Below are 25,663 nucleotides of genomic sequence, written 5' to 3'. Positions count from 1 at the left end.
TTATTACGCTTGAAGCGAGGTATTACGAGGGGTTGATCACAAAAATGCCAGCATTAAGCTGGCATTTTGTAGGGTAAATTACGTGCTTGATAAGCTATGTAAATTAATGCAGGGTTTTCTTGTCCGCAGAAGCTTGTGCATACAGCTCGGTGACTTCCGCTTCGTCGAACGTATAGGTCGTGCCACAGTAATCACAATGTAAAGAAACGGATCCTACTTCAGCCAAAATGTCATAAATTTCAGCTTTCTCAACGGTGATGATAGCGGCACCACTACGATCACGAGAACAGCCACAATGGAATTCGACAGGTTGCGGTTCGTAAAGGCGCACTTTGTCTTGGTTATATAGGCGGTAGAGTAGTTCGTTAGCTTCTAGACCAAATAGCTCTTCATCTTTTACCGTGTCAGTCAGTTGCTCTAGATGCTCGAAATCATCTGGTGAACCAGTGCCATCAGGGATTACTTGAATCAACATGCCTGCTGCGTGGGCTTTACCTTCGTGCTCGCCCGTGCGTATCCATAGGCGCGTTTTTAGCTGCTCTGAGTTTGCGAAGTAGCCTTCTAGTACGTCGGCTAGAGTATCACCTTCTAATCCAACGACACCTTGGTAACGCTCACCGTTTTTCGGTTCGATAGTGATAACGAGGTAACCTTTGCCCATGAGATCGTGGAGGCTTGCATCATCGGCAATATCGCCTTCCCAGCGAGCCACGCCACGAACGCGTTGCTTGTGGTCACCGTTGATAACGGCAAGAGATACAGGGCCGTCGCCTTGTAGCTGAATGGTGATTGAGCCTTCGAACTTAAGAGTGGCAGTTAAAAGAGTGGTTGAAACGAGTAGCTCACCCAGCAGTTTCTCTATTGCTGCCGGATATTCCTTGCTGGAGATAACACGTTGGTACGCTTCATCCAATTGTACCAACTCGCCACGTACTGAAAGATCTTCGAATAGGTAGCGGTTTAAAACATTATTTGCCATGGAGTGCTTTCCTCGTTGGTAATTCCGGCTTTTATTGGTGTTTGAACTTAATGATGTCTCTGCGCTGCTTTTTATCTGGGCGGCGTTCTGGACTTGGGTTGTGGGCATTAAGCTTACGTTGAGTCGCGTGTTCCTCACGTTTCGCTATACTTTCATTAGTTTCGCGATACAAGGTCTGTGCGATGGGAGCGCCTCGGCGTTGATCAGAAATTTTTTCGATGATCACCGTTTTTTCTTCGTTGCCTTGACGAAGTCTTACTTCGGCGCCCACTTCAACGATTTTACTCGGTTTGCTTCGTTGGCCATTATAGTGGACTTTACCACCATCGACCATGTTACGAGCGATAGAGCGGGTTTTATAAAATCTTGCGGCCCATAGCCATTTATCTAGCCTAACGGCTTCATTTAGGGAACTCATAGAACACTACGCTATCTAATCACTGCCCGAATATGGCAATGAGTGATGGATTATTCACCTACAGATGGAGTCAAGGCGTATTTTTTTCAAGGGAGTTGGCAAAAACTGCATAAGAAAAAGGTATGAAAGACAACTTGTGATATAGTTCACTGCTCTTTGTTGAGTAATAATTTTATTGCAAATTTAGCAATTTAAAGTCGATAGCTATTGTTATAGCTTAAATGACGAACGTTAGAATAAAGGAATCCATTCAGTGAAACGTTTAGAGCTAAGTGCAGGATTATCAAGCAGACCGCTACTGGCTCAGATCAAGTCCAATAATTATACAATTCAAGCCAAACTTAGCTTGTTGCTCACCTGTCTGTTTATTGCAATAACCGGATGGATACTTGGCAAAATTGTATGGTTAGCCATACCTCAATCGTCGGAAGTGCCGCAATGGCGTCCATCGACGAGCAGCGTTGTTGCGAGCAATAAAGGCGACGCGATAGATTTTAATGCCCTTCAGAATGCCAACCTATTCGGTAAATTCACTGAACAAAAGCCTGCAGTTGTAGAACAACCTGTTGTTAAAGACGCCCCTAAGACGCGCCTTAACCTTACACTGGTTGGCGCGGTTGCAAGCAGTGATGCGAATACCAGCCTTGCTGTCATTGCCAACCGTGGCAAGCAAGCAACGTATGGTTTAGGTGAAGAAATTGAAGGTACGCGTGCGACACTAAAAGCCGTATTAGTGGATCGCGTCATCATTGATAACCAAGGTCGAGACGAGACCTTAATGATGCAGGGTATAGAATATAAGAAGCTATCTGAATCGCCGCAGATAGCCAGAGCCCAATCTCAACGAGCAGAATCAGCGTCTGACGTTGGAGAAAAATTAGAGCAAATCCGAGAGGAAATTGCGAAAGATCCACAAAGCGTTTTCAAATACATCACCATTTCACCCGTCAAAAGAGACGGGGGCATTGTTGGTTATCGAGTGTCACCTGGTCGTGATGCCGCGCTGTTTAATGATGTGGGTCTAGAACCTGGTGATATTGCGGTGCAGCTTAATGGGATCGATTTAAGTGACCCGTCTTCTTCAGTACAACTGATGCAAGTGATGAGCGATCCGCAAGAATTAAATTTAACTGTTGAGCGCGACGGCCAACAGTACGATATCTATATCCAATTGTAAGACTTAGGCAACCGGCGTAAGTTCAGGGAGACATACGTGAAACATTGGTTCAGCAAAAGTGCTTGGCTACTAGCAGGAAGTTTACTCTGCGTCCCAGGTGCAATAGCAAACGAATTTAGTGCCAGCTTTAAAGGCACTGATATTCAAGAATTCATCAACATAGTGGGTCGTAATCTCGAAAAGACCATCATTGTTGACCCTTCAGTGCGCGGTAAAATCGATGTCCGCAGCTATGATGTGCTTAACGAAGAGCAATACTACAGCTTTTTCCTTAACGTACTCGAAGTATACGGCTACGCCGTCGTAGAAATGGACAACGGTGTACTTAAGGTTATCAAAGCGAAAGACTCAAAAACGTCAGCAATCCCTGTATTAGGTGATGGCAGCGCGCAAGGCGACAGCGTTATCACTCGAGTTGTTGCGGTGCGTAATGTGTCGGTTCGTGAGTTGTCTCCTCTACTTCGTCAACTGATTGATAATGCTGGTGCTGGTAACGTAGTTCACTACGATCCTGCGAACATCATCTTAATCACAGGTCGTGCGGCGGTCGTAAATCGCTTAGCAGAAATTATTAAGCGTGTTGACCAAGCGGGTGATAAAGAAATTGAGCTGGTGGAACTGCGCAATGCTTCTGCTGCCGAAATGGTGCGTATTGTTGAAGCACTGAATAAAAGCACCAATCAGAAGAGCACGCCTGAGTTCCTTGAGCCTAAAATTGTTGCCGATGAACGCACCAACGCGATTTTGATTTCTGGCGATCCTAAAGTACGTGCGCGTCTGAAGCGATTGATTCGTCAACTTGACGTTGAAATGGCGACCAAAGGTAACAACCGCGTGGTTTACCTGAAGAACGCGAAAGCTGAAGATTTGGTGGATGTACTAAAAGGTGTCTCCGATAACCTACAAGCTGAAAAGCAAGTCGGCCAGAAAGCGTCAGGTGCCCAGCGTGGTGAAGTGGTGATTGCTGCGCACGCAGCGACCAACGCCTTAGTATTAACGGCTCCACCAGATATCATGAATGCGCTACAAGATGTTATTGCTCAGCTTGATATTCGTCGTGCTCAAGTCTTGATTGAGGCGCTGATCGTTGAAATGTCAGAAGGTGACGGCATTAACTTAGGTGTTCAGTGGGGCTCACTGGAAACCGGTGCGGTGATTCAGTACGGTAACTCTGGTGCACCGATTGGTCAGGTGATGGTTGGTCTAGAAGAAGCAAAAGATCAAACTCGAACTGAATACTACACAAATGCGAATGGCGAACGAACGCCATATGATGTTACTGAATCTGGTGACTATTCTACTCTTGCATCGGCACTGAGCGGTGTTAACGGTGCTGCGATGAGCATCGTGATGGGTGACTGGACTGCTTTGGTCAGCGCGGTAGCGACCGACTCCAACTCAAACATTCTATCTTCTCCAAGTATCACTGTAATGGATAATGGTGAAGCATCATTTATTGTTGGTGAAGAAGTGCCTGTTATCACAGGCTCTACGGCTGGCTCAAACAACGACAATCCATTCCAAACGGTTGATCGTAAAGAAGTGGGCATCAAGCTTAAGGTTGTGCCACAAATTAACGAAGGTGACTCTGTTCAGTTAAATATCGAGCAAGAAGTGTCCAATGTGTTGGGTGCAAACGGTGCGGTTGACGTTCGATTTGCTAAGCGTCAGCTAAATACCTCAGTCATGATCCAAGATGGTCAGATGCTGGTTCTTGGTGGTTTGGTTGATGAACGTGCACTTGAAAGTGAGTCAAAAGTACCGCTACTGGGTGACATCCCAGTGCTTGGTCATTTGTTCAAATCAACCAGCACGCAAACAGAAAAGCGTAACTTGATGGTGTTCATCAAGCCGACGATTATTCGTGATGGTATGACTGCAGACGGCATTACACAGCGCAAATACAACTTTATTCGCGCAGAACAGCTCTACAAAGCGGATCAAGGATTGAAGTTGATGGCTGACGAGAAGATCCCAGTCATGCCAGCCTTTGGCCAGGAGCGTCAGCACCCAACTGAGATACAAGCGTTTATTGATCAAATGGAAAATAACTAATGGTTGATATGTTAGACACAGCGCCAAGTATGCGTCGTCTGCCATTCAGTTTTGCCAATCGCTTTAAACTGGTGCTGGAGACAGAGCATCCTGAGCGTCCGCCCATTCTTTACTATGTCGAGCCGCTCAACCCAGCGGCTCTGGTCGAAGTCCGTCGTGTGCTGAAGAAAAGCTTCGTGCCGCAACCTATCGATAAAGAAGCCTTCGATAAAAAGTTAACTGAAGCTTATCAGCGTGACTCGTCTGAAGCGCGTCAATTGATGGAAGACATCGGTGCCGATAGCGACGACTTTTTCTCATTGGCTGAAGAGCTGCCGCATGATGAAGACTTGCTAGAGTCAGAAGACGATGCACCAATCATTAAGTTGATCAATGCGATGTTGGGTGAAGCAATTAAAGAAGGGGCGTCGGATATTCATATCGAAACTTTCGAGAAAACCCTTTCGATTCGTTTCCGTGTCGATGGCGTATTGCGTGAAGTGCTCACCCCAAGTCGTAAGCTTGCACCACTGTTAGTGTCGCGAGTGAAGGTCATGGCGAAGCTGGATATTGCAGAAAAGCGTGTACCTCAAGATGGTCGTATCTCGCTGCGTATTGGTGGTCGTGCGGTTGATGTGCGTGTTTCTACAATGCCGTCGTCACATGGTGAGCGAGTAGTTATGCGTCTGTTGGATAAAAACGCGACGCGTCTCGATTTGCATAGCTTAGGTATGACGCCTTCCGTGCACGACAATTTCCGTCATCTTATTCAGCGTCCTCACGGTATCATCTTGGTCACCGGCCCGACGGGTTCTGGTAAGTCGACGACTTTGTACGCTGGCTTGCAAGAGATCAACAGTAACGAACGCAATATCTTAACGGTTGAAGACCCGATCGAATTTGACATTGATGGCATCGGTCAGACTCAGGTGAACCCGAAGGTCGACATGACTTTTGCGCGTGGCTTGCGTGCTATTCTGCGTCAGGACCCTGACGTGGTGATGGTCGGTGAGATCCGTGACTTAGAAACCGCACAAATTGCAGTGCAAGCGTCCTTAACGGGTCACTTAGTAATGTCGACCCTTCACACCAACACCGCTGTTGGTGCGATCACGCGTCTACGCGATATGGGCATTGAACCATTCCTTATTTCTTCATCGTTATTGGGTGTGTTAGCACAGCGCTTGGTTCGTACGCTTTGCCCAAGTTGTAAAGAACCGTATGAAGCCGATGCTGAACAGAAGAAACTGTTTGGTATGGAAGCGCATGAACCACTAGAGCTACACCGTGCTAAAGGCTGTGAAGCGTGTAACCAAAAAGGCTACCGAGGTCGAACAGGTATCCACGAGCTCATTATGGTCGATGAGCAAGTGCAAGAATTGATTCACCGAGAGTCTGGTGAGCAAGAAATTGAGAGAGCCGTTCGCGCCCATACGCCAAGTATTCGCAGTGATGGTCTAAGCAAAGTACGTCGTGGTATTACGTCACTTGAAGAAGTGATGCGAGTGACGAAGGAAACCTAATGGCGGCATTTGAGTACAAAGCGCTAGATGCAAAAGGCAAGCATAAAAAAGGCACGATAGAAGGGGACAACGCCCGACAAGTGCGCCAGCGACTCAAAGAGCAAGGGATGATCCCGATTGAAGTGGTCGAGACGAAAGCTAAATCGGCTAAGTCTTCAGGCTCAGTCAGCTTTAAGCGCGGCATCTCAACATCTGAGCTGGCACTAATCACACGTCAATTGTCCACGTTAGTCCAATCAGGTATGCCTCTGGAAGAATGTTTGCGCGCGGTCTCTGAGCAGGCTGAAAAGCCGAGAATTCGTTCTATGCTGGCTGCGGTTCGCTCGAAAGTAACCGAGGGTTATCCGCTCGCCGACAGCTTTGCTGATTACCCACACGTGTTTGATGAGCTCTATCGCTCCATGGTTGCGGCGGGTGAAAAGTCAGGCCATCTTGATACGGTATTAGAGCGTTTGGCGGACTACGTCGAAAACCGTCAGAAGATGCGTTCCAAACTGCTTCAAGCCATGATCTACCCGGTGGTTTTAGTGGTGTTTGCGGTTGTTATTGTTTCTTTCTTATTAGCGACAGTGGTACCCAAAATCATTGAGCCAATCATTCAGATGGGACAAGAGTTACCTCAGTCAACGCAGTTCTTACTGGCAGCCAGTGAGTTTGTGCAAGATTGGGGGCTTATCATCTTCGTCGTGCTGGTCGTGTTTTTCTATGGGCTCAAACTGGCGTTGCAAAAACCAGACTTTCGCTTAGCTTGGGATAGAAAAATCTTGAGCCTACCGCTATTAGGCAAAATCTCTCGAGGTTTGAATACCGCACGATTCGCACGAACACTTTCGATTTGTACTTCCAGTGCGATTCCAATTCTAGAAGGCATGCGCGTTGCGGTAGATGTTATGTCTAATCGCTATGTGAAGCAGCAAGTATTGCTTGCTGCGGATAACGTTCGAGAAGGTGCCAGCCTGCGTAAGGCGTTGGATCAAACTCGTCTGTTTCCACCAATGATGCTACACATGATCGCCAGTGGTGAGCAAAGTGGTGAATTGGAGAGCATGTTGACGCGTGCTGCCGATAACCAAGATCAAAACTTTGAATCTACAGTCAATATTGCGTTAGGCGTATTCACTCCGGCATTAATTGCCTTAATGGCTGGATTAGTGTTGTTCATTGTGATGGCGACCTTGATGCCAATGCTAGAAATGAATAACTTGATGAGCGGATAAATTCGAATTAAGACGTGTCTACTTACGGCATGGCTTGAATCTAACTTTCGGAGAAAAAAATGAAATTTAAACGTAGTAAACAACACGGTTTCACACTTTTAGAAGTGATGGTTGTTGTCGTTATCCTTGGTATTTTGGCAAGTTTCGTTGTTCCAAACCTATTGGGTAACAAAGAGAAGGCTGACCAACAAAAAGCGATTACGGACATCGTAGCGCTGGAAAATGCCCTAGATATGTACAAGTTGGATAACAGCGTTTACCCAACGACAGACCAAGGCCTGGAAGCATTAGTTAGCAAGCCTTCTAACCCAGAGCCTCGCAACTACCGTGATGGCGGTTACATCAAACGTCTTCCTAATGACCCTTGGGGTAACCAGTACCAGTACCTAAGCCCAGGTGATAACGGTACGATTGACATCTTCACTCTAGGCGCAGATGGCCAAGAGGGTGGAGAAGGTCCAGCTGCAGATATTGGCAACTGGAACATGCAAGATTTCCAATAAATAGAGCCTAAGCCAGCACTAATGAAGCAAATGCGAAAACACAACGGTTTTACATTGATAGAAATTCTATTGGTGCTGGTTTTGCTATCCCTCACGGCAGTGGCCGTGATCTCGACATTACCGACCAGCCAAAAAGATCTTTCCAAACAGTATGCTCAAAGCTTTTTTCAGCGTTTACAGCTGCTTAACGAAGAAGCCGTACTAAGCGGTAAAGATTTTGGCGTTCGAGTGGATGACGCTAAATCGACGTACACTCTACTGAGTTTGACCGCGGAAGGTTGGCAGCCTCTGGAGTTAAAGCAGATTCCGAGCAAAACCAAGTTGGAAGATGACATTACGCTACTGCTCGAGCTAGGTGGCGGTGCTTGGGATAATGATGATCGCCTATTCAAACCGGGCTCTCTTTTTGATGAAGACATGTTTGCTGAAGAAGAAGACGACGAAAAGAAAGTTAAGCCACCGCAAGTGTTTATCTTTTCCAGTGCAGAAGTTACGCCATTTACTCTGTCTTTTTTTCCGCAAAATGGTGACGCCTTTAATGACGGCTGGCGAGTCATCGGCAAAGAAAGTGGACAAATCTTGTTACTAGCGCCGGGCGAAGAAGTGAAAGAGGATGAGAATGCGAAATTCTAAGCAAGCTCGCCCACATTGGAGTCATCGCCGGACGAGAGGCATGACACTACTGGAAGTATTGGTCGCACTGGCTATTTTCGCCACCGCTGCCATCAGCGTCATTCGCTCGGTGAGCCAGCATATTAATACGATCAGTTATTTAGAAGAAAAAATGTTTGCAGCCATGGTTGTGGATAATCAGATGGCCAACGTGATGTTGAGTACCAGTGAACTTAAAGTAAAGAACGGCACAGAAGAGCTGGCTGGGCGCACTTGGTACTGGAAAATCACGCCTGTTGCCACCACGCAGCCATTGCTGAAAGCATTTGATGTGAGCGTCGCGCTCGAGAAAAACGCGAGCCCAGTCGTGACGGTACGAAGTTATGTGGCGCAATAAGAATCCACGCGCAAGTAAGCGCCAACTGGTAAAAGGTTTTACACTTATTGAAGTGTTGGTCTCGATTGCCATTTTTGCCAGTTTAAGTGTCGCCGCGTATCAAGTGGTATCGCAAGTGCAGCGCAGCAATGCACTATCACAAGAGCGAACTCAGCGCTTAAATGAAATTCAGCGCGCCATGGTGATGATGGATAATGACTTTCGTCAAATGGCGATGCGCCAAACGCGGACAAATGGTGAAGAGCCCGCGAGCCAACTGATTTTTTGGTCAGATTACTTGCTCGACTCCGATACTAAAGGGCTAATGTTTGCTCGCTTAGGATGGCACAACCCTCAACTGCAGTTTCCCCGAGGGGAGGTCACTAAGGTTGGCTATCGTTTAAAAGAAGAAACATTACAACGAGTATGGTGGCGCTACCCTGACACGCCAGTGGGTCAACAAGGCATCGTTACCCCATTGCTGACGCAGGTCGAATCGTTTGATATGCGTTTTTACGATGGTAAACAATGGAAAAAAGAGTGGGATGATGAAAAGTCGCTACCGAAAGCGGTTTCTGTGATCCTTACTCTAAAAGATTATGGAGAGATTGCCCGCACTTATCTGACTCCTGATGGCACATTGAGTCAGAAAGAAGGAAGTTCAGGAGGCAGCAATAATGGTTAATCGTCAGCGCGGTGTCGCTTTGATTATTGTGCTGATGTTGCTGGCGATTATGGCGACAGTTGCCGCCAGTATGTCGGAGCGTTTGTTTTTGCAGTTTCAGCGGGGCGCCAATCAAGTTAACTATCAGCAAGCGTATTGGTATAGCCTTGGGGTAGAGGCGTTGGCAAAAGTCGGTATCGAGCAAAGCTACAAAGACACCGATACGATCAATATGAGTCAGCCGTGGGCAATAAAAGAACAAGTCTATCCGCTAGATTATGGTCAAGCGGCGGGACGAATTAGAGATAAACAAGCGTGCTTTAACCTCAATGTATTGAGCCGTGTGCAACCGACGGGACAGCAAATCGCAAGACCGTATTTAGTCAATGTATTGCAGCGTTTATTGGAAGAATCGGATGTGGAGTCGTATCAGGCAGAAATCATTGCAGACTCTACCTGGGAATACATTGATGCTGATGACACCGTTCGCTCCACAACCGGGGTCGAAGACAGCACATATGAAGCGATGAAACCCGCGTATTTAGCGTCAAATGGCTGGATGGCAGATGCTTCCGAGTTACGGGCTGTCTATCAGGTGAGTGGTGAAATTTTCCAAAAATTGGAACCGCTGGTCTGTGCATTACCAAGTGATGACTGGCGTTTAAACGTAAATACGATTGAAGTCGAGCAAGCTCCGATTTTGGTGGCAATGTTCTCACCAAACTTAAGCAGTAGTGATGCGATTCAGCTAATTGAAAAACGCCCATTTGATGGGTGGGATAGCATTGATGAATTTTTAGCAGAGTCAGAAATGGCTGGCTTAAGTGAAGATGTAAAGAAAAACGCCAAAGGCTATTTGGGTGTGGATAGCGCCTTTTTTGAATTGGATGCACAAGTGTTGGTGGATGAATCACGTGTACGTATCCGAAGCCTTTTGCAAAGTACAAATAGAGAGACGGTGACCGTAGTTCGCCGTCGTTTTGGAGGGATCAGTGAGCGAGTTTCTGACCGTTCGGCTGAGTAGCGAACAACAAAGTACCATTCCTTGGGTGGTGTGGTCGACAGATCAACAGGAAGTGATTGCCAGCGGTGAAATCGCCGGATGGGAACACTTAGATGAGTTGATCTCTTATGCAGGTCAGCGCCAAGTTGTGGCGCTATTGGCGAGTAATGATGTGGTCTTGACGCAAGTGGATATACCGCCAGGCGCAACACGTCAGTTCGACGCGATGTTACCGTACCTCGTGGAAGATGAAGTCGCGCAGGACGTTGATGGCCTTCACTTTACCGTGTTAGGTAAACAAGCGGATAAAGCGCAAGTGTGCGCTGTTGAACGCGCTTGGATTCAGACCGTATTGCAGCGTTTTTCAAGCCAAGGCATCACCATCAAACGCATCTTGCCAGATGTGCTTGCGTTACCTGTTCAGGGAGAGCATAGCAGTGCCGCGATGCTTGGTGATCAATGGTTGATTCGTCACTCAGCGACAGAGGGTGCGGTTGTCGATGCTTCTTGGTTAGACCTTTACCTCTCTTCTTATCTACAAAATCATGAAGGTTGGAAGCTCGATTGCTATAGCTCAGTCCCTGAATCTGCGTTACCTGAAGTATGGGAGCCGCAGCCAGAAGAAATGACCATGGGGTTACTGGCGAAGGGGGTGACAGAAAGCAAAGTCAATTTGCTGACCGGGATCTTCAAGCCTAAATCTTCTTGGGGTAAATACTGGAAGCTCTGGCAAAAAGCCACCATTGCTGCGGGCGTGCTTATCGTTGTTATGGTTGCGCAGCAGTTGCTCGTCGTCCACAAGTACGAAGCACAAGCACAAGCGTATCGTGAGGAGAGTGAGCGTATTTTCCGCCAGGTGTTCCCGAATAAACGACGAATTCCTACCGTTAGTTATCTCAAACGACAAATGGATGATGAAGAGCGCCGCTTATCTGGTGGTGGCGGTCAGCAGGCGATGTTGTCTTGGTTGGCGGCACTGCCCGCGACACTGGGTCAGGTCAGCGATTTGGAAATCACCAGCTTTAAATATGATGGTCAACGTGGCGAAGTGCGAATTCAAGCTCGCAGTTCAGACTTCCAACCTTTTGAGCAGGCTCGCGTGAAATTGGCAGAGAAGTTTAATGTTGAGCAAGGACAGCTGAACCGTAGCGATAACGTTGTGGTTGGCAGCTTTGTTTTGAAGCGTTTGTGAGGTGATGATGAAAAACTTAATTTCTCAAGCTCAGGTTTGGTGGAGCAGCATCTCACAGCGTGAGCAGCGTTTGGTCATGGGATGTGGCGCTATTGCCGTTATCGGCATTATTTATTGGGGATTGCTACAGCCAATGAGCCAACGTGCGGAGCTAGCTCAATCACGCATTCAAAGTGAAAAACAGTTGCTGGCTTGGGTACAAGATAAAGCGGATGGCATTACTGCACTGCGCAAAAGCAGCGGTGTGAGCTACTCTAGCCAACCGTTGAATCAACTGGTTTCTTCTTCAGCCCGTCGTTATAAAGTTGAGTTGATTCGAGTACAACCTCGCAATGAGAGTGTTCAGGTGTGGATCAAACCACTCGCGTTTAATCAGCTGGTGGATTGGTTACGTTACTTGAAAGAGCAACAGGGTATTGAAGTCGAATTTTTAGATATCGACCGAACGGATCAAGCGGGCATGATTGATGTGAACCGCCTTCAGTTTAAGCGAGGTTAAGGTGAAGCGAGCAGTACTTTACGTTGTTATCTTTATCGTCTTTTTTTCAGTCAGTCTTTTAATGGGATTACCCGTTTCTTGGGTGTTACAGCAAGCACCAACCGTGAGAGGACTAGACATTCAGGGTGCCAATGGCTCTGTATGGCAAGGTCAAGCTTCTAGTGTTCGTTGGCAGCGCCAGAACCTTGGAGAAGTTAATTGGGATTTCCAATGGTCGAGTCTACTAACTGGTAAAGCTGAGTTTGCCGTACGCTTTGGTCGTGGTAGTGAAATGGACGTTCGTGGTCGCGGTTTTGTTGGCTATAGCTTGAGTGATGGCCCTTATGCCAAAAACTTAGTTGCCTCGATCCCGGCAGTAAAAGTTGTTGAGCAAGCACGTCTCCCTGTTCCCGTCGGCGTTGATGGGCAACTTGAGTTAAATATTCGTCATGCGACTTATGCCGCGCCTTGGTGTAAGAATGGTGAAGGCACTTTAGTATGGAATGCCAGTGGTATTCAAAGCCCTGTTGGTAGCCTAGAACTCGGTCCTGTGATTGCCGATCTAAACTGTCAGGACAGTGTGTTGACGGCTGCAGGTGAGCAAAGCAGTAAACAAGTCTCAGCGGCGTTCTCGGCAGAGCTGATGCCTAATCAGCGATACTCAACCAAAGCCTGGTTTAAGCCAGGAGCTGAGTTCCCATCCAGCATGAGTGAGCAACTGAAATGGTTGGGCAAGCCGAACCCTCAAGGCCAATACGAGTTTAATTACCAAGGTCGCTTCTAACCTATCATGACAAAAACCAAAATTCTCAAAGAGCTGCGATTGTGCAGCTCTTTTTGCTTTTGGAACATAGTAGGCGAAACCCTCTATTCGCTGTACAAAGATCGTGGTGATAATAGGATGTAATTATAAGATTTTGATTTTAAAGGGGTGTTTTTCTTGTGTTCAGCGCTTTAAGCGATTGGAACATAGTAGGCTAAATGCTCCTAACGCTGTACAAATAGGTCAAAAAGAAAAGGCCACGAACATATTCGTGGCCTTTCAATTGCTAGTACTTAGGCGCTAACTTTACGGATAGAGCGCTTAATCTTTGCGTTGTAAAATCTCATTCCAAGGTAAATCCGCATCACCAAGCACAATAAAGTTTGGGTTTTCTAGCGTTTCACGCTCGTTATATGACAGCGGCTCCAATTGCGTGCTGAGAATGCGACCGCCCGCTTCTTCAACAATGCACTGTGTCGCGGCGGTGTCCCACTCACCTGTTGGGCCTAGTCTGAGATAGCAATCCACAGCGCCTTCTGCAACAAGACACGCTTTTAATGCCGCAGAGCCGAGCGGAATTAAATCGTAATTCCAAGCACTGCTCATGCGGCTAGTGATGCGATTGATATCTTGACGGCGGCTAATAGCAATCGCGATGCTTTGCCCTGGCTGCTCGTGTTTGTGCGTATGGATTTTTACGCTGTCCGACATGTCGGGAATTTTCCAAGCACCTTTGCCACTATAAGCGTAATAAGTCACGCCAGAGACAGGGCCATAAACGACCCCCATGGTTGGTTTGTTGTTGTCGACCAGTGCAATAATAGTCGCAAAGTCGCCGCTGCGAGCTATGAATTCTTGAGTACCATCGAGAGGGTCGACTAACCAATACCGTTCCCACTGAGCTCGTTGCTCGAGGCTGATGTCTGCGTCTTCTTCTGACAATACGGGAATGTCGGGTGTGAGTTCACTCAAGCGTTCTGTGATGAGTTTGTGAGCCGCGATATCTGCGCTCGTTACCGGAGTCTCGTCACTTTTTGTGTAGGCCTCGTACTGTTTTTTTTCATATATTTCGAGGATCATTTGCCCGGCACTACGGGCAATTTCGATGACTTGAGGAAGCAGGTGAGATAGATCTTTTGTCATTGGCATAAGTGATAGTCCTTACTCACAGTATTATTCGGTTCTCATGACCGTTATTGGTTATGTTTGTGAGTGGTGTTTGGTAAGTGTTTCAGTGCCAACATTAGCGCGGTGATGCTTCGTGCTTCACAGAAATCCATGTGAGTTAATAACTCTTCGGCTTGCGCAAGTGGCCAACGCACAATTTCCAGTGGCTCAGGCTCATCGCCTTCTTGCTTCTCTGGATAAAGCGCCTGTCCTAAAAATAGAGTCATTTTGCTCGAAAAGTAAGACGGCGCGAGGATAACTTGTTTCAACGGAGTCAGCTGATTGCAGCCAAAGCCGATTTCTTCTTTTAATTCTCGATCCGCAGCTTGGTGTGGGGTTTCACCTGGATCAATCAACCCCTTCGGGAAGCCCAACTCGTAGCGTTCAGTCCCAGCGGCGTATTCACGTACCAGTAATAAATCGCCTTGCTCAGTCACAGGAACCACCATCACCGCATCGCGTCCACTTGGCTTCATGCGTTCATAAGTACGGTGTTCACCATTGGAAAAACGAAGGTCGAGCGCTTCCACGGCAAACAGTTTGGATTTTGCGACCGTTTGGCATGAGAGTATCTCTGGTGGGGTCCGTTTCGACATGGCGCTGGCTCCTTGGTGTCGTTGGCGTTTACGAGATGCGTAAGATTCTTAATATATGAGAACTCCGCCTGAGTTTCTAGCGGATTTTGCGGGCAGAACTAAGCATCTCAAGGTTACCTCAGTATCGATACAAAAATGGGAGACCGAAGCCTCCCATTTTCTGACCGTATTTACTCTTAGTAGTAAGAGTGATCACCACGGTCATGTTCTGTAGCATCACGAACTGCGGTTAGTTCACCAACGAATTGGTTTAGCAGTTCTTTCTCGATGCCTTCTTTTAGTGTTACGTCAACCATAGAACAGCCATTACAGCCGCCACCAAATGCAACAATAGCAATGCCGTCTTCAGTGATCTCAACCAAGTTTACGTGACCACCGTGGCCAGCAAGCTGTGGGTTGACTTGAGTTTGGATAACGTATTCAACGCGCTCAACCAGTGGCGCGTCGTCCGCAACTTTACGCATTTTAGCGTTCGGAGCTTTTAGCGTTAGCTGAGAGCCCATTTTATCGGTAACAAAATCGATTTCAGCGTCTTCAAGGAATGGCAGACTTAGCTCATCCACGTAAGCTGAAAAACCGCTGTAAGGGATTTCAGTGTCGGTCGCTTCTACTGCTTCTGGTGGGCAGTAAGACACGCCACACTCAGCGTTTTGTGTACCTGGGTTCACAACGAAAATACGAATGTTAGTCCCTTCAGGCTGTTGACCTAAAAGGTTAGCGAAATGCGTTTGCGCAGTTTCTGTAATAGTAATATTTGACACGACGAATACCCGAGTAAATTTGTAGGTTACTGCTGCTATTCTACTCTTGTTGACGTATGGGTCTAGTCTTTTTGATGCTAAGGCATGGCGAAGCGATCTAGAGAGAACGAGGAGCAGGTGTTCTGCAGATGCAGTAAATATCGATGCTTTCTACGCCAACTTCAAGTAGTAAATGACATAATTGTCGGACGGTACTGCCTGTGGTGACCACATCATCGACGATGGCAACGTGGGAAGATGGTGGTCGCTTATTGAGAACAAATGCGCCTTTTAGGTTTTGTTCACGGCTCGCTTTAGTATTGCCGCGCTGTGATTGGGCGAGTCTGACCCGGCGAAAGACCTTCGCGTCGAAATTGGTTTGCAATTGCTGGGCGAGGTGTCGGGCTAAAACATCACTTTGATTAAAACCCCGGCGCAGGTAACGCTGCCAGTGCAGTGGCACACTGGTAATGATTGGAGCTGGTGTTGTAATGCGCTGCGCCAGTTGCTGGGTTAGAGCTTTTACATGCCAAGACTCTCCATGATCTTTAAAGCGTTGTACTTCCCGTGAAAGGGGAAAGTCGTAATCGCCTAACGTATATAGTCTTTGCCATGGCGGTGGTTCTGAAAGGCATTCACCACAAATACTCTCCGTACTCATCTCCTCTTTCTGTAACGTTAAACCGCAACGTTGGCATCGCTTGATTGGAGTTAGGTGCTGTAAACAGTGCTCACACCAACGCAGAGCATGCGTGTGGTTTGGTGTTTGAATCGGGAATCGACACAGACCGCATTGACTGCTCAACACGCGATGCATGATGTTTTGCCAGTGATGAGATAACATAGCGCTTATTCATGGTGATATTTTACTCAGCCTAACGCTTGGCTGATGGCGTAGGGAATAAAATTAGTGGGAGAGATTGAGAGCATGAGCACGAAATTACATTGGCAGTCGTTTGGTGAAGGACCTGATCTGGTGTTGTTACATGGTTGGGGTATGAATGGCGCGGTTTGGCAGCAAACCGTCGAATCACTTCAAACCGATTTCCGTGTTCATGTTGTTGACCTTCCGGGCTATGGACACAGTGCCGAACATCATGGTGAAGATTTAGACCATATTGCTAACTTGGTCGCGCAAAGTGCGCCAAAGAAAGCGATTTGGCTTGGCTGGTCCCTCGGGGGCTTAGTGGCGACGCATGTCGCATTAAACATGCCCGAGCGTGTGACTAAGTTGATCACCGTCGCCAGTTCACCAAAATTTGCCGCAGAGAAGCCTTGGCGCGGTATTCAACCGAATGTACTGAGCGCATTCACCTCTCAGTTGTTAGAAGATTTTTCACTGACCATTGAGCGCTTTATGGCGTTGCAAGCGATGGGCAGTCCATCTGCACGCAAAGATGTGAAACAACTCAAGCAAGCGGTACTGTCGCGCCCTCAGCCAAACCCTGAGTCGCTGTTGGTTGGGCTAAACATCCTTGCTGATGTGGATCTGCGCGATGCATTGACGTCTCTTTCTGTACCAATGCTGCGTCTTTATGGTCGTTTGGATGGATTGGTGCCGATTAAAGTGGCGAATGATTTAAGTGAACAGTTACCTCATACTCAGCAGTTTGTTTTCAATCAGTCCTCTCATGCGCCCTTTATGACCGAACATGACGAGTTTTGTGCCCAAATTCGAGAGTTTGCTCACGATTAATCAAATACAAGCGGAAAAAGCTCAAGCTGTTTAAAAAGTGGTCGACATAAAGGTTGGTGAGGTTTTATTAGCCAATAAAGCTAAGCCATATTGACGAGTTGGGCGACTCTGAGGAGGGTTCGCAATGATTGTGTCACCGACCAACGTAAGTGTGCCACTGATCGCCCCATCCGTGAATGTGCAGACGGAACAAGCAGCTCGCGACAATAAAGTCCGAGAGCCTGTGACGCCAACGGTCGCATTGGCCAAAACCAATGCAGAGCGAAAAGTAAAAGGCGATGACAAGCGCCGACGTCAGTCTTCTTGGGATCCTTCAGAGCATCCTGATTATGACATGGAAACAGAAGTCGACACGCGTTATCAAGAAGAGCCGGAAGATACACTAGAACGGCTTTTTAGTTTGCTTGCGCTCAAGTCGTACAGTGAAGACCAAGGTAAGGGCTACGCAATTCGTTTTCGCTTACCAAAGCGCATTTTGGATGCTGCGATCAATGAAGGATTAATGGAAAAGCGCAGGAAGGTGATCAAGTTTCATTATGGTCATGCAGTCGCTCCCCATACCCCGTCAGAAGTGATAGCAGTATTATGACGACTCAATATCCTACTCAAACAAAAACGCTCCAAGCAGATTGAACTGATTGGAGCGTTTTCTTTTTAGCAGTGAAACCTAGGTAAGGTTACTTTTTCGCTTTAGCAAACGCCGCCGCAAAAGCACCGCCCATTGCACTGTTCGATGAAGACTCATCGCGGCGAGGCTGACGACGTTGTGCTTGGTCATTACGACGTGGTGCGGCTGAAGAGCGTTGGCTACGGTTATCTTGACCCGGCTCGTCGTTCAAACGCATAGATAGACCAATACGCTTACGCTGTACGTCCACTTCCATCACTTTTACTTTGACGATGTCACCTGCTTTCACGACTTCACGTGGATCAGAAACATAGCGGTCAGTCAGCGCAGAAATGTGGACCAGACCATCTTGGTGAACACCGATATCGACGAAGGCACCAAAGTTGGCTACGTTCGAGACCACGCCTTCGAGGATCATGCCCGGTTCTAGATCAGAAACTGAATTGACGCCTTCTGCAAACGTAGCGGTCTTGAATTCAGGACGTGGGTCACGACCCGGTTTATCCAGTTCTTTGATGATATCGGTAACCGTTGGGACACCAAAGTGTTCATCGGTATAATCCACAGCGTGTAAGCCTTTAAGGAATGTTGAGTCACCAATCAGTGCCTTGATGTCTTTGCTGTTTTTCTCAGCGATTGCTTTGACTACTGGGTACGCTTCCGGGTGGACCGCTGAAGCATCAAGTGGGTTCTTGCCGTCCATAATACGTAGGAAGCCAGCACACTGTTCGAACGCTTTAGGACCCAAGCGAGGTACTTTCTTCAACGTCGTACGTGCTTCGAAGCGGCCATTTTCGTCGCGGAAGTCGATAATGTTCTGCGCGATGGTGTTTGATAAGCCTGCTACGCGCGTTAATAGTGCGGCAGAAGCCGTGTTCACATCAACGCCAACCGCGTTTACACAGTCTTCCACAATCGCATCTAGGCGTTTTGCCAACATAGATTGGCTTACATCGTGCTGGTATTGACCCACACCGATCGATTTCGGATCGATTTTCACGAGCTCAGCCAATGGATCTTGCAAACGACGCGCAATCGACACTGCACCACGCAGTGATACGTCCATATTCGGGAACTCTTTCGCTGCGAGTTCAGAGGCCGAGTACACTGATGCGCCTGCTTCGCTGACGATGATTTTCTGAACTTTTAGGTTGCCGCGTTTGATTACGTCTGCGACAAAGCTATCGGTTTCACGAGAAGCCGTGCCGTTACCAATCGCAATTAAATCCACGTTGTACTTACGCACTAACTGGTCAACGATTTGCGCTGATTTGTCGTATTGTTTTTGCGGAGGGTGAGGGTAGATGGTTTCCGTAGCCAGAACTTTACCCGTTGAATCGACAACCGCGATTTTTGAACCGGTACGCAGACCAGGATCGAGACCAAGTGTTGCACGAGGACCTGCTGGCGCCGCCATTAACAAATCTTTTAGGTTAGTCGCAAATACTTCAATCGCTTCAATTTCAGCACGCTCTTTCATTGCGCCCATTAGCTCGGTTTCCATGTGCATCGATACTTTGATGCGCCATGCCCAGCTGATCACTTGTTTGCGCCATGCATCTGCTGGTGCGCTACTTAACGTCACGCCATAATGGTCGGCAATGATGGTTTCACAGTAAGATTGGCGAGCACCTTCTTCCTGCTCTGGATCAGCGTTCATGGCTAAAGTTAGGAAGCCTTCATTGCGGCCGCGCAACATCGCAAGTGCACGGTGAGAAGGGACTTTGCTCAGCGGTTCGTTGTGATTGAAGTAATCTTTGAACTTCTCACCTTCTTGCTCTTTTCCTTCAACGACTAGTGAGACAAGTTCCGCATTACGATTTAAGTGGTTACGGATTTTTTCCAGTAAGTTTGCGTCTTCAGCAATGCGTTCCATGATGATCGCACGGGCACCGTCTAGGGCGGCTTTGGTATCTATGATGCCTTTGTCGGCATCAAGATATTTACTTGCTTCGCTTTCTGGCTCGGTTTGCGGATGATTCCACAGCATGTCAGCTAGCGGTTCTAGGCCGGCTTCAATGGCGATTTGGCCTTTAGTGCGGCGTTTAGGTTTGTAAGGTAAGTAAAGGTCTTCAAGACGAGTCTTGCTATCGGCTTGAATAATTTCTTGCTCAAGCTCAGGCGTCAGTTTGCCTTGCTCTTGGATCGATTTGAGAATGGTTTGACGGCGGTCATCCATTTCACGAAGGTAAGACAGACGGCTGTCCAGAGTACGCAGTTGGGTATCATCAAGGCCACCCGTCACCTCTTTGCGGTAACGTGCAATAAAAGGGACGGTGTTACCGTCATCAATTAGGGTGACAGCGGCGTTGACTTGCTCAGGGCGAACATTCAGTTCTTGAGCAATCATACGACAGATAGCTTGGCTCATCCGTGTTTTCTCTTTCAATTCGGTTTGGGTTGTATAGAACATTGGGGTCGTTCGAAGAATTTGCAATGTTTTAAATTAACGAGACAAAAATTTACCGGGCGCTGGTGGACATCAGTCAGATTTGTGTCAAAACTGTAATTAAATTGAGAACTTATATCCGCAACTATCGACTAACCTATATCCACGGTTATTGATATAACTAAATGTACCTCGGCTTATACGGATAATCATGATGAAAAAAATGTCTTTGGCGTTAGCGCTTACGAGTGCCTTACTTGTCGCCCCGCTTAGTTGGGCACAATCCATATCAGCAACCACACAAGACCCTGTATATCAGCTTGATGACAAGTTGGTGCTTGGACGAGTGGAGAGCGTTTACTACAGTGATATTCCAGAGCTAAAAGCGGTACCATTTATTGGCAAGATTGATACTGGTGCTGACACCACGTCTATGCATGCAGAGAACATCCATGTCAGTAGCTCTCATCCCGACTACCAGAACTTGAAAGACAACGAGTTGTTGTGGGCGATTGTCGATGATTTAGGTGGGACGAAGGCGAAGTGGGATGCCGATACTTTTAAACCATATCAAGTGAAGGTGAGCTTTACGGTTCCTCATCCTTACACAGGAAAAGAAATACAGATTACCGATGATCTGGAGCGAGTGAGCGCCATTCGTAGTCGAACAAGCAAAAAGCCTATTTTACGCCCGACGATAAAAATGCCGATGACGATTGCAGGCCATACCGTTGATACAGAAGTGAATCTGACCAAGCGCACGCAATTCTCTTCTCCTATCTTGATTGGTAAAACCTATCTCGATAACAATGCGTGGGTATTCGCTGGCTACGACTATCTTCAAGAGCAACCAAGCGCAAAAATGATCGGCAAAAAAGAGACGGTGGAAGTCGAGGGCGTGCCATACAAGATCAGCATATCAACCACCAGCCGCTACACCAACGTTCACGCACTGGATATCAAGGTTGATAAAAAGAACAATGCAGTTTCTTTCACGCTAGAAGGTGAAAACGGCAAGCGCCACCCAATGACGTTACCTTTGGTACGCATGCTGAAAACCACTAAGAGCGAGCGTCCGTTGGTCTACTTACCAGTGAAAATCGACGAAAACGAAACTCAACGTTGGTTAGTCTATTTGCGTGACCGCAGTAAGTTCAGTTCACAAATTCGCTTGGGTCAGGATGTCGCGAGCCAACACTTTGTGATTGATACCGACAGAGAAAACCTATTGGGCGGTGTTGAAAAAACGTTCAAGAGCGCACTCAAGTCAAAGCCCCTCGTGATTTCGCCGGAAGAACAAGTCACCATTGATGGTTATACCGTTCCTGCTTACCCCACGTTTACGGTGAAAACGCCATTACTGCGTGTAAATGGCTTTGAAGTAACAGAAAAAGGTAAGGATGAATCCGTCACGTTTTATTTAATGAACGATGAGGGTAAAGAAGAAAAAATTACCAAGCCTGTGGTGAAAAAACTCAAAGTGGGTAGCACTGTGCGTCCCGTTGTTGATGGCGATTTCCTTTTCGGTAGCAAAGAGACATCAATGGAATTTGCACTCGACGTGCTAGATGCAGACGAGACGCAACCATTTTTCGTCTTTGGTCATGATATCGCCAAAGGCGGTGTGCTGCTGAATACTCGCGCCGACCATTTACTAGATGCAAGGCCACTTTTCAAAGCTGGTCATATCGAAGTGGCTGAAGTGGAAGGGATGTCTTTCCCTGTTAAATTGGACACTGGTGCTGACGTGAGCTCGATTAATGCCAAGGACATCAAGCGCTTTCAAAAAGATGGTAAAGATATGGTGAGCTTTACTTATGAAAACGATCTAGGCATGACCAAAGCGTTTACCCGTGAGGTAGTGGATGTCATGCGTATAACGGCCAAAAAAGGAGAAAAGGCCAACGAACGGCCTGTAGTAGAAATGCACGTTAAGCTTGGCGAGTTAGAGAAGAAGATCCGAGTCAATTTGCAAGACCGAGGTCGCTTCCATTACAGCATGATTTTAGGTAAAAACTTCCTAAAACATGGCGCGGTTGTTTCGAGTGATACGAATTACATCGTGACGCAAAAACCAGATTACGAAAAGTAGCACTCTGGCCGCCTTATTATCTTGATACCCAAAGCCCGAACGAAGCCAGTGCTTTGGGTATATCATCTCCTTAATGCTGCTCAAGAGCGGCATTTTTTAGTTGAGATAGGAGTTAACTTGAAAACTAAGCTGATTACCCGTGAAGGTTATAACAAACTCAAACAAGAGCATGATTACCTTTGGAATGAAAAGCGTCCTGAAATCACCAAAATCGTCACTTGGGCGGCGAGCCTGGGCGATCGCTCAGAAAATGCGGATTACACCTTCAATAAACGTCTGCTTCGTCAGATCGACCGTCGTGTTCGATTTCTTCGCAAGTTTCTGCCTGAAGTCACGATCGTTGACTATTCTCCGCAGCAAGAAGGCAAAGTCTTTTTTGGTGCTTGGGTTGAAATAGAAAATGAGGCAGGAGAGGTGAAGAAGTTCCGCATTGTTGGGCCTGAAGAGATTTATGGAGATGCGAAAGACTACATCTCTATCGATTCACCTATGGCGCGAGCGATGTTGAAAAAACAAGTGGATGAAGAGTTCACGGTACGCACCCCAGAAGGTGAAAAAGAGTGGTTCATCAACTCAATTGAATACACTCAACCGGCCTCGGAAGACTGAGGCTTTATCACCGATTCAAGTCTCATGAAGTTCACTAGAAGTGACTTGGGTCTCAACGTCAGAATATTTGGTATAAAGGCATGGTGCCTTTCTCGGAGAAGTAAAATGAACAAAGCAGTCATGTGTAGCGCTGCACTAACAATAGGATTCTCACTCTCAGTGTTTGCTCAAGATGAAGTGAAAGGCTGTGACGCCAAAGAGTTAGCGGTAGAACAGCAGCTTGAGTATGCGAAAGCACAAGGTAATGAACATCGAATTAAAGGCTTAGAACAGGCACTTACCGCTATCCAGAATGAATGTTCGGAAGGTGAACTGCGTCAAGAACTGCAAGCGGAAGTGGACGAAAAGGCGCGAGACGTTGAGGAGCGTGAGCAAGAACTAGCGGAAGCGCAGCGCTCAGGGAAAGCAGACAAAATCGAGAAAAAACGTCACAAATTGGCTGAGGCACAGCAAGAGTTGCTTGAAGCCAAACGTGAACTGGAATGGAATTATGGCCAATAGTAGGTGCTGAAAATACCTGCTAGAGAGAGAATAAAGCGCTTAAGATAAAAAGAGTAACAATTTGCTTGAGCACGTTAGGAAAAACAGTGATACATTTTCGACAATAGATGCTTCTGAAAGGATGTTTCAATGCAAGAAAATCATAAAATTTTAGTGGTTGATGACGATGCTCGTTTACGTGCTCTATTGGAGCGTTACCTTTCTGAGCAAGGTTTTCAGGTCCGAAGTGTCGCCAATGGCGAACAGATGGATCGCCTACTAACGCGCGAAAACTTTCACTTAATGGTGCTGGACCTAATGTTGCCAGGTGAAGACGGTTTGTCGATTTGTCGTCGCCTACGCCATGCAAACAACATGCTGCCAATCTTAATGCTCACCGCGAAAGGTGATGAAGTGGACCGCATTGTGGGTCTGGAAGTGGGGGCGGATGATTATTTGCCAAAACCATTTAACCCACGTGAATTACTCGCTCGCATTAAAGCCGTATTACGCCGTCAAACCGTAGAGTTGCCGGGCGCGCCAAGCACCGAAGAAAAAGTAGTGGAGTTTGGCGAGTTCCGACTCAATCTAGGCACTCGCGAGATGTTCCGCGGTGACGAGGCAATGCCGCTGACCTCAGGAGAGTTTGCTGTTCTGAAAGCGCTCGTGACGAATGCGCGAGAGCCGATGTCACGAGACAAATTGATGAACATGGCACGTGGCCGTGAATATTCTGCGATGGAACGTTCTATTGACGTGCAAATCTCACGTTTGCGTCGCATGCTAGAAGACGATCCGAGCAAGCCACGCTACATTCAAACCGTGTGGGGGTTAGGTTACGTTTTCGTCCCAGACGGCAAAGAGGTGTAATCTCCTCACTCCATAGCCAGCACTTGGCTATAGTAACTTCAGCCTTCAAGTCCTTCCTTTCGAAGGCTGAAATTTCGCGATTAGGACCACCAGGAACGTTCCATGCGCATCCGAAGTTCACTGACACAATCTATTCTGCTGTTCATCTCTTTGCTCCTCGCTAGCCAAGTTTTCTCTTACTACGCCGTTTTTAACTACGCGTTGATGCCGAGTTTGCAGCAGTTCAATAAAATTCTCGCCCATGAGCTCAATTTGGTGCTTGATGATGAAGGGCCATTAAAATCTGATGCACCGCTGAGACGTCAATTATTAGAAAGGCTGGGGGTGACGGTTCACAGCCTCGACAGCGATAAAGCGGTTGAATTTCATCACGCGATGTCGATTGATTTGATGTCTGAAGAAATGAGCCAAGAGCTAGGTTCGCCCACCGAAGTGCGCTTATTGCTTGGCGATGAAAGTTACATCTTGTGGATGCACATCGAAAAGTTGCCGAACTCCATCATTCGTATTCCTTTATCTGAGCTGCAAGAAGAAGATTTTGCACCGCTGTTTCGTAACAGCTTGATTATGGCGCTGCTGATCATTGCTGGTGGTTGGTTGTTTATTCGTTTACAAAACCGCCCACTTTTGGCTTTAGAGAGAGCCGCGAAAGATGTCGGTCGAGGTGAAATCCCGCCACCGTTGGCAGAAAAAGGCGCATCGGAGATTCGTTCTGTAACCCGAGCGTTTAATCAAATGTCCAAAGGCATTCAGGAGCTCGAAGAAGATCGCGCCCTATTAATGGCGGGGATTAGCCATGACTTGCGAACACCGCTGACGCGCATTCGCTTAGCGACAGAAATGATGTCTCCCGAGGATAGCTACCTTGCTGAAGGGATCATTAGCGATACGGAAGAATGTAATGAGATCATTAGTCAGTTTATGGACTACCTCAAACCGGTGAACAAAGAATCGTTTGAACCTGTGGATATCAGTACGATTGCCAGTGATGTCGCCAGTTCGGAAGGTGGTTATGAGGCTGAAATTGAAACGGATCTTAATCCTAACCTGCCACCAGCCAAAGGAAGCGCCATTGCGATTAAACGGGCGATCAGTAATTTAGTTGTCAATGCACTGCGTTACGGCAATGGCTGGGTCAAAATCAGTACCGGGGTGACGGCAGATAAGCAGCTAGTGTGGATATCGGTAGAAGACAACGGACCGGGTATCGAGCATTCTCAAATCGCAAAATTATTTGAACCCTTTACGCGTGGTGATACAGCTCGCGGCAGTGAAGGTACAGGGCTTGGGCTGGCGATAGTGAAGCGTATAATCAGCCAGCACTCAGGCTCTGTGGTGATGCGTAATCGCAGTGAAGGCGGTTTAATCGCTCAAATCAGCTTTCCTACCAAGTAAGTCGGTGACTGTACCATTTAAAACAAAAAGCCCAACCTAAACAGGTTGGGCTTTGCTTTTCT

Annotated in this window: 26 protein-coding genes; 19 read left to right on the top strand and 7 right to left on the bottom strand. The window is 47.2% G+C overall.

From position 1 onward, the window contains the following. Positions 1 to 103: 103 nt before the first annotated feature. Entirely contained in the window at positions 104 to 979 is an 876-nt protein-coding gene (gene hslO, locus NDJ01_RS17855) for an Hsp33 family molecular chaperone HslO (RefSeq protein ID WP_046874147.1), read from the bottom strand. Positions 980 to 1,010: 31 nt separating this feature from the next. After that, a complete protein-coding gene (gene hslR / locus NDJ01_RS17850) occupies positions 1,011 to 1,397 on the bottom strand; it encodes a ribosome-associated heat shock protein Hsp15 (RefSeq protein WP_031780440.1) in 387 nt (128 codons plus the stop codon). A gap of 253 nt (positions 1,398 to 1,650) precedes the next feature. Here hslR and gspC point away from each other — a divergent pair, with 253 nt between their 5' ends. Genes gspC through NDJ01_RS17790 form a run of 12 tightly spaced genes read left to right on the top strand, consistent with a single transcriptional unit; the run spans position 1,651 to position 12,960 of the window. Continuing rightward, positions 1,651 to 2,574: a type II secretion system protein GspC gene (gene gspC / locus NDJ01_RS17845; protein WP_005394996.1), complete on the top strand. Its 924-nt coding sequence runs from the start codon at positions 1,651 to 1,653 to the stop codon at positions 2,572 to 2,574. A 36-nt stretch (positions 2,575 to 2,610) separates the two neighbouring features. Continuing rightward, entirely contained in the window at positions 2,611 to 4,629 is a 2,019-nt protein-coding gene (gene gspD / locus NDJ01_RS17840) for a type II secretion system secretin GspD (protein WP_005394995.1), read from the top strand. Next, complete coding sequence (gene gspE, locus NDJ01_RS17835) at positions 4,629 to 6,131, top strand: type II secretion system ATPase GspE (protein WP_005394994.1); 1,503 nt, start codon at positions 4,629 to 4,631, stop codon at positions 6,129 to 6,131. The genes gspD and gspE overlap by 1 nt, the downstream gene beginning before the upstream one ends. After that, a complete protein-coding gene (gene gspF / locus NDJ01_RS17830) occupies positions 6,131 to 7,348 on the top strand; it encodes a type II secretion system inner membrane protein GspF (RefSeq protein ID WP_005394987.1) in 1,218 nt (405 codons plus the stop codon). The genes gspE and gspF overlap by 1 nt, the downstream gene beginning before the upstream one ends. 59 nt (positions 7,349 to 7,407) lie before the next feature. Then, positions 7,408 to 7,851 carry a type II secretion system major pseudopilin GspG gene (gene gspG / locus NDJ01_RS17825; protein ID WP_005394985.1) on the top strand — a complete coding sequence of 148 codons (444 nt, stop codon included), beginning with the start codon at positions 7,408 to 7,410 and terminating at the stop codon, positions 7,849 to 7,851. 21 nt (positions 7,852 to 7,872) lie between these two features. Then, positions 7,873 to 8,484, top strand: a complete 612-nt coding sequence (gspH, locus tag NDJ01_RS17820) for a type II secretion system minor pseudopilin GspH (protein ID WP_065646528.1) — start codon at positions 7,873 to 7,875, stop codon at positions 8,482 to 8,484. Further along, positions 8,465 to 8,860 (top strand): type II secretion system minor pseudopilin GspI, encoded by a 396-nt coding sequence (gspI, locus tag NDJ01_RS17815; RefSeq protein WP_031780439.1) that lies wholly within the window; start codon positions 8,465 to 8,467, stop codon positions 8,858 to 8,860. The genes gspH and gspI overlap by 20 nt, the downstream gene beginning before the upstream one ends. After that, positions 8,847 to 9,524, top strand: a complete 678-nt coding sequence (gene gspJ / locus NDJ01_RS17810) for a type II secretion system minor pseudopilin GspJ (protein ID WP_258587077.1) — start codon at positions 8,847 to 8,849, stop codon at positions 9,522 to 9,524. The genes gspI and gspJ overlap by 14 nt, the downstream gene beginning before the upstream one ends. Beyond that, positions 9,517 to 10,527 (top strand): type II secretion system minor pseudopilin GspK, encoded by a 1,011-nt coding sequence (gspK, locus tag NDJ01_RS17805; protein WP_139060255.1) that lies wholly within the window; start codon positions 9,517 to 9,519, stop codon positions 10,525 to 10,527. Before gspJ ends, gspK begins: the two co-directional genes overlap by 8 nt. Beyond that, positions 10,496 to 11,698, top strand: a complete 1,203-nt coding sequence (gene gspL / locus NDJ01_RS17800) for a type II secretion system protein GspL (protein ID WP_005394975.1) — start codon at positions 10,496 to 10,498, stop codon at positions 11,696 to 11,698. The genes gspK and gspL overlap by 32 nt, the downstream gene beginning before the upstream one ends. Positions 11,699 to 11,705: 7 nt before the next feature. Next, positions 11,706 to 12,197 carry a type II secretion system protein M gene (locus NDJ01_RS17795; RefSeq protein ID WP_085343383.1) on the top strand — a complete coding sequence of 164 codons (492 nt, stop codon included), beginning with the start codon at positions 11,706 to 11,708 and terminating at the stop codon, positions 12,195 to 12,197. A 1-nt stretch (position 12,198) separates the two neighbouring features. Continuing rightward, positions 12,199 to 12,960, top strand: a complete 762-nt coding sequence (locus tag NDJ01_RS17790; RefSeq protein WP_104971139.1) for a type II secretion system protein N — start codon at positions 12,199 to 12,201, stop codon at positions 12,958 to 12,960. Positions 12,961 to 13,260: 300 nt separating this feature from the next. Here the strand turns inward: NDJ01_RS17790 and cysQ are convergent, their stop codons facing one another. From cysQ to NDJ01_RS17770, 4 genes are all read right to left on the bottom strand, one after another. Beyond that, positions 13,261 to 14,088, bottom strand: coding sequence for a 3'(2'),5'-bisphosphate nucleotidase CysQ (gene cysQ / locus NDJ01_RS17785; protein ID WP_005394972.1), 828 nt, complete (start codon positions 14,086 to 14,088; stop codon positions 13,261 to 13,263). A 44-nt stretch (positions 14,089 to 14,132) separates the two neighbouring features. Further along, positions 14,133 to 14,702 carry an ADP compounds hydrolase NudE gene (gene nudE, locus NDJ01_RS17780; RefSeq protein WP_005394971.1) on the bottom strand — a complete coding sequence of 190 codons (570 nt, stop codon included), beginning with the start codon at positions 14,700 to 14,702 and terminating at the stop codon, positions 14,133 to 14,135. A 176-nt stretch (positions 14,703 to 14,878) separates the two neighbouring features. Further along, a complete protein-coding gene (nfuA, locus tag NDJ01_RS17775; RefSeq protein ID WP_005394968.1) occupies positions 14,879 to 15,463 on the bottom strand; it encodes a Fe-S biogenesis protein NfuA in 585 nt (194 codons plus the stop codon). Between the two features lie 97 nt (positions 15,464 to 15,560). Beyond that, positions 15,561 to 16,286 (bottom strand): ComF family protein, encoded by a 726-nt coding sequence (locus NDJ01_RS17770; RefSeq protein WP_225461830.1) that lies wholly within the window; start codon positions 16,284 to 16,286, stop codon positions 15,561 to 15,563. An 84-nt stretch (positions 16,287 to 16,370) separates the two neighbouring features. Between NDJ01_RS17770 and bioH the strand changes: the two genes are divergently transcribed. Together bioH and NDJ01_RS17760 are read left to right on the top strand one after the other, a co-directional pair. Continuing rightward, positions 16,371 to 17,138, top strand: a complete 768-nt coding sequence (bioH, locus tag NDJ01_RS17765; RefSeq protein WP_006741796.1) for a pimeloyl-ACP methyl ester esterase BioH — start codon at positions 16,371 to 16,373, stop codon at positions 17,136 to 17,138. Positions 17,139 to 17,262: 124 nt separating this feature from the next. Then, on the top strand, positions 17,263 to 17,727 hold the full coding sequence (locus tag NDJ01_RS17760) for a hypothetical protein (RefSeq protein ID WP_005379316.1): 465 nt from the start codon (positions 17,263 to 17,265) through the stop codon (positions 17,725 to 17,727). Between the two features lie 88 nt (positions 17,728 to 17,815). Here the strand turns inward: NDJ01_RS17760 and NDJ01_RS17755 are convergent, their stop codons facing one another. Continuing rightward, complete coding sequence (locus tag NDJ01_RS17755) at positions 17,816 to 20,137, bottom strand: Tex family protein (protein ID WP_258587076.1); 2,322 nt, start codon at positions 20,135 to 20,137, stop codon at positions 17,816 to 17,818. A 229-nt stretch (positions 20,138 to 20,366) separates the two neighbouring features. Here NDJ01_RS17755 and NDJ01_RS17750 point away from each other — a divergent pair, with 229 nt between their 5' ends. The 5 genes from NDJ01_RS17750 to envZ all read left to right on the top strand — a co-directional run bounded on the left by NDJ01_RS17750 (position 20,367) and on the right by envZ (position 25,601). Next, complete coding sequence (locus NDJ01_RS17750; RefSeq protein WP_258587075.1) at positions 20,367 to 22,247, top strand: RimK/LysX family protein; 1,881 nt, start codon at positions 20,367 to 20,369, stop codon at positions 22,245 to 22,247. 117 nt (positions 22,248 to 22,364) lie between these two features. Next, the gene (greB, locus tag NDJ01_RS17745; protein ID WP_005379321.1) at positions 22,365 to 22,856 is read left to right on the top strand and encodes a transcription elongation factor GreB; all 492 of its coding nucleotides are present in this window, start codon (positions 22,365 to 22,367) and stop codon (positions 22,854 to 22,856) included. A gap of 105 nt (positions 22,857 to 22,961) precedes the next feature. Beyond that, positions 22,962 to 23,357, top strand: coding sequence for a DUF1090 domain-containing protein (locus NDJ01_RS17740; RefSeq protein ID WP_005394961.1), 396 nt, complete (start codon positions 22,962 to 22,964; stop codon positions 23,355 to 23,357). A 129-nt stretch (positions 23,358 to 23,486) separates the two neighbouring features. Continuing rightward, a complete protein-coding gene (ompR, locus tag NDJ01_RS17735) occupies positions 23,487 to 24,206 on the top strand; it encodes a two-component system response regulator OmpR (protein ID WP_005394960.1) in 720 nt (239 codons plus the stop codon). Between the two features lie 102 nt (positions 24,207 to 24,308). Further along, positions 24,309 to 25,601 (top strand): two-component system sensor histidine kinase EnvZ, encoded by a 1,293-nt coding sequence (gene envZ, locus NDJ01_RS17730; RefSeq protein ID WP_047009400.1) that lies wholly within the window; start codon positions 24,309 to 24,311, stop codon positions 25,599 to 25,601. Positions 25,602 to 25,663 lie beyond the last annotated feature (62 nt).

The sequence above is a fragment of the Vibrio sp. HS-50-1 genome (assembly GCF_024747315.1).
GTDB classification, from domain to species: domain Bacteria; phylum Pseudomonadota; class Gammaproteobacteria; order Enterobacterales; family Vibrionaceae; genus Vibrio; species Vibrio diabolicus.
This window is presented reverse-complemented; position numbering and strand designations above follow the sequence as displayed.

Bases quoted from the DNA above. Each gene is read 5' to 3' on its own strand.
- hslO (WP_046874147.1), bottom strand. From the start codon at position 979: ATGGCAAATAATGTTTTAAACCGCTACCTATTCGAAGATCTTTCAGTA.
- hslR (WP_031780440.1), bottom strand. From the start codon at position 1,397: ATGAGTTCCCTAAATGAAGCCGTTAGGCTAGATAAATGGCTATGGGCC.
- gspE (WP_005394994.1), top strand. From the start codon at position 4,629: ATGGTTGATATGTTAGACACAGCGCCAAGTATGCGTCGTCTGCCATTC.
- gspF (WP_005394987.1), top strand. From the start codon at position 6,131: ATGGCGGCATTTGAGTACAAAGCGCTAGATGCAAAAGGCAAGCATAAA.
- gspG (WP_005394985.1), top strand. From the start codon at position 7,408: ATGAAATTTAAACGTAGTAAACAACACGGTTTCACACTTTTAGAAGTG.
- gspH (WP_065646528.1), top strand. From the start codon at position 7,873: ATGAAGCAAATGCGAAAACACAACGGTTTTACATTGATAGAAATTCTA.
- gspI (WP_031780439.1), top strand. From the start codon at position 8,465: ATGAGAATGCGAAATTCTAAGCAAGCTCGCCCACATTGGAGTCATCGC.
- gspJ (WP_258587077.1), top strand. From the start codon at position 8,847: ATGTGGCGCAATAAGAATCCACGCGCAAGTAAGCGCCAACTGGTAAAA.
- gspK (WP_139060255.1), top strand. From the start codon at position 9,517: ATGGTTAATCGTCAGCGCGGTGTCGCTTTGATTATTGTGCTGATGTTG.
- NDJ01_RS17795 (WP_085343383.1), top strand. From the start codon at position 11,706: ATGAAAAACTTAATTTCTCAAGCTCAGGTTTGGTGGAGCAGCATCTCA.
- cysQ (WP_005394972.1), bottom strand. From the start codon at position 14,088: ATGCCAATGACAAAAGATCTATCTCACCTGCTTCCTCAAGTCATCGAA.
- nudE (WP_005394971.1), bottom strand. From the start codon at position 14,702: ATGTCGAAACGGACCCCACCAGAGATACTCTCATGCCAAACGGTCGCA.
- NDJ01_RS17770 (WP_225461830.1), bottom strand. From the start codon at position 16,286: ATGTTATCTCATCACTGGCAAAACATCATGCATCGCGTGTTGAGCAGT.
- bioH (WP_006741796.1), top strand. From the start codon at position 16,371: ATGAGCACGAAATTACATTGGCAGTCGTTTGGTGAAGGACCTGATCTG.
- NDJ01_RS17760 (WP_005379316.1), top strand. From the start codon at position 17,263: ATGATTGTGTCACCGACCAACGTAAGTGTGCCACTGATCGCCCCATCC.
- NDJ01_RS17755 (WP_258587076.1), bottom strand. From the start codon at position 20,137: ATGAGCCAAGCTATCTGTCGTATGATTGCTCAAGAACTGAATGTTCGC.
- NDJ01_RS17750 (WP_258587075.1), top strand. From the start codon at position 20,367: ATGATGAAAAAAATGTCTTTGGCGTTAGCGCTTACGAGTGCCTTACTT.
- NDJ01_RS17740 (WP_005394961.1), top strand. From the start codon at position 22,962: ATGAACAAAGCAGTCATGTGTAGCGCTGCACTAACAATAGGATTCTCA.
- ompR (WP_005394960.1), top strand. From the start codon at position 23,487: ATGCAAGAAAATCATAAAATTTTAGTGGTTGATGACGATGCTCGTTTA.
- envZ (WP_047009400.1), top strand. From the start codon at position 24,309: ATGCGCATCCGAAGTTCACTGACACAATCTATTCTGCTGTTCATCTCT.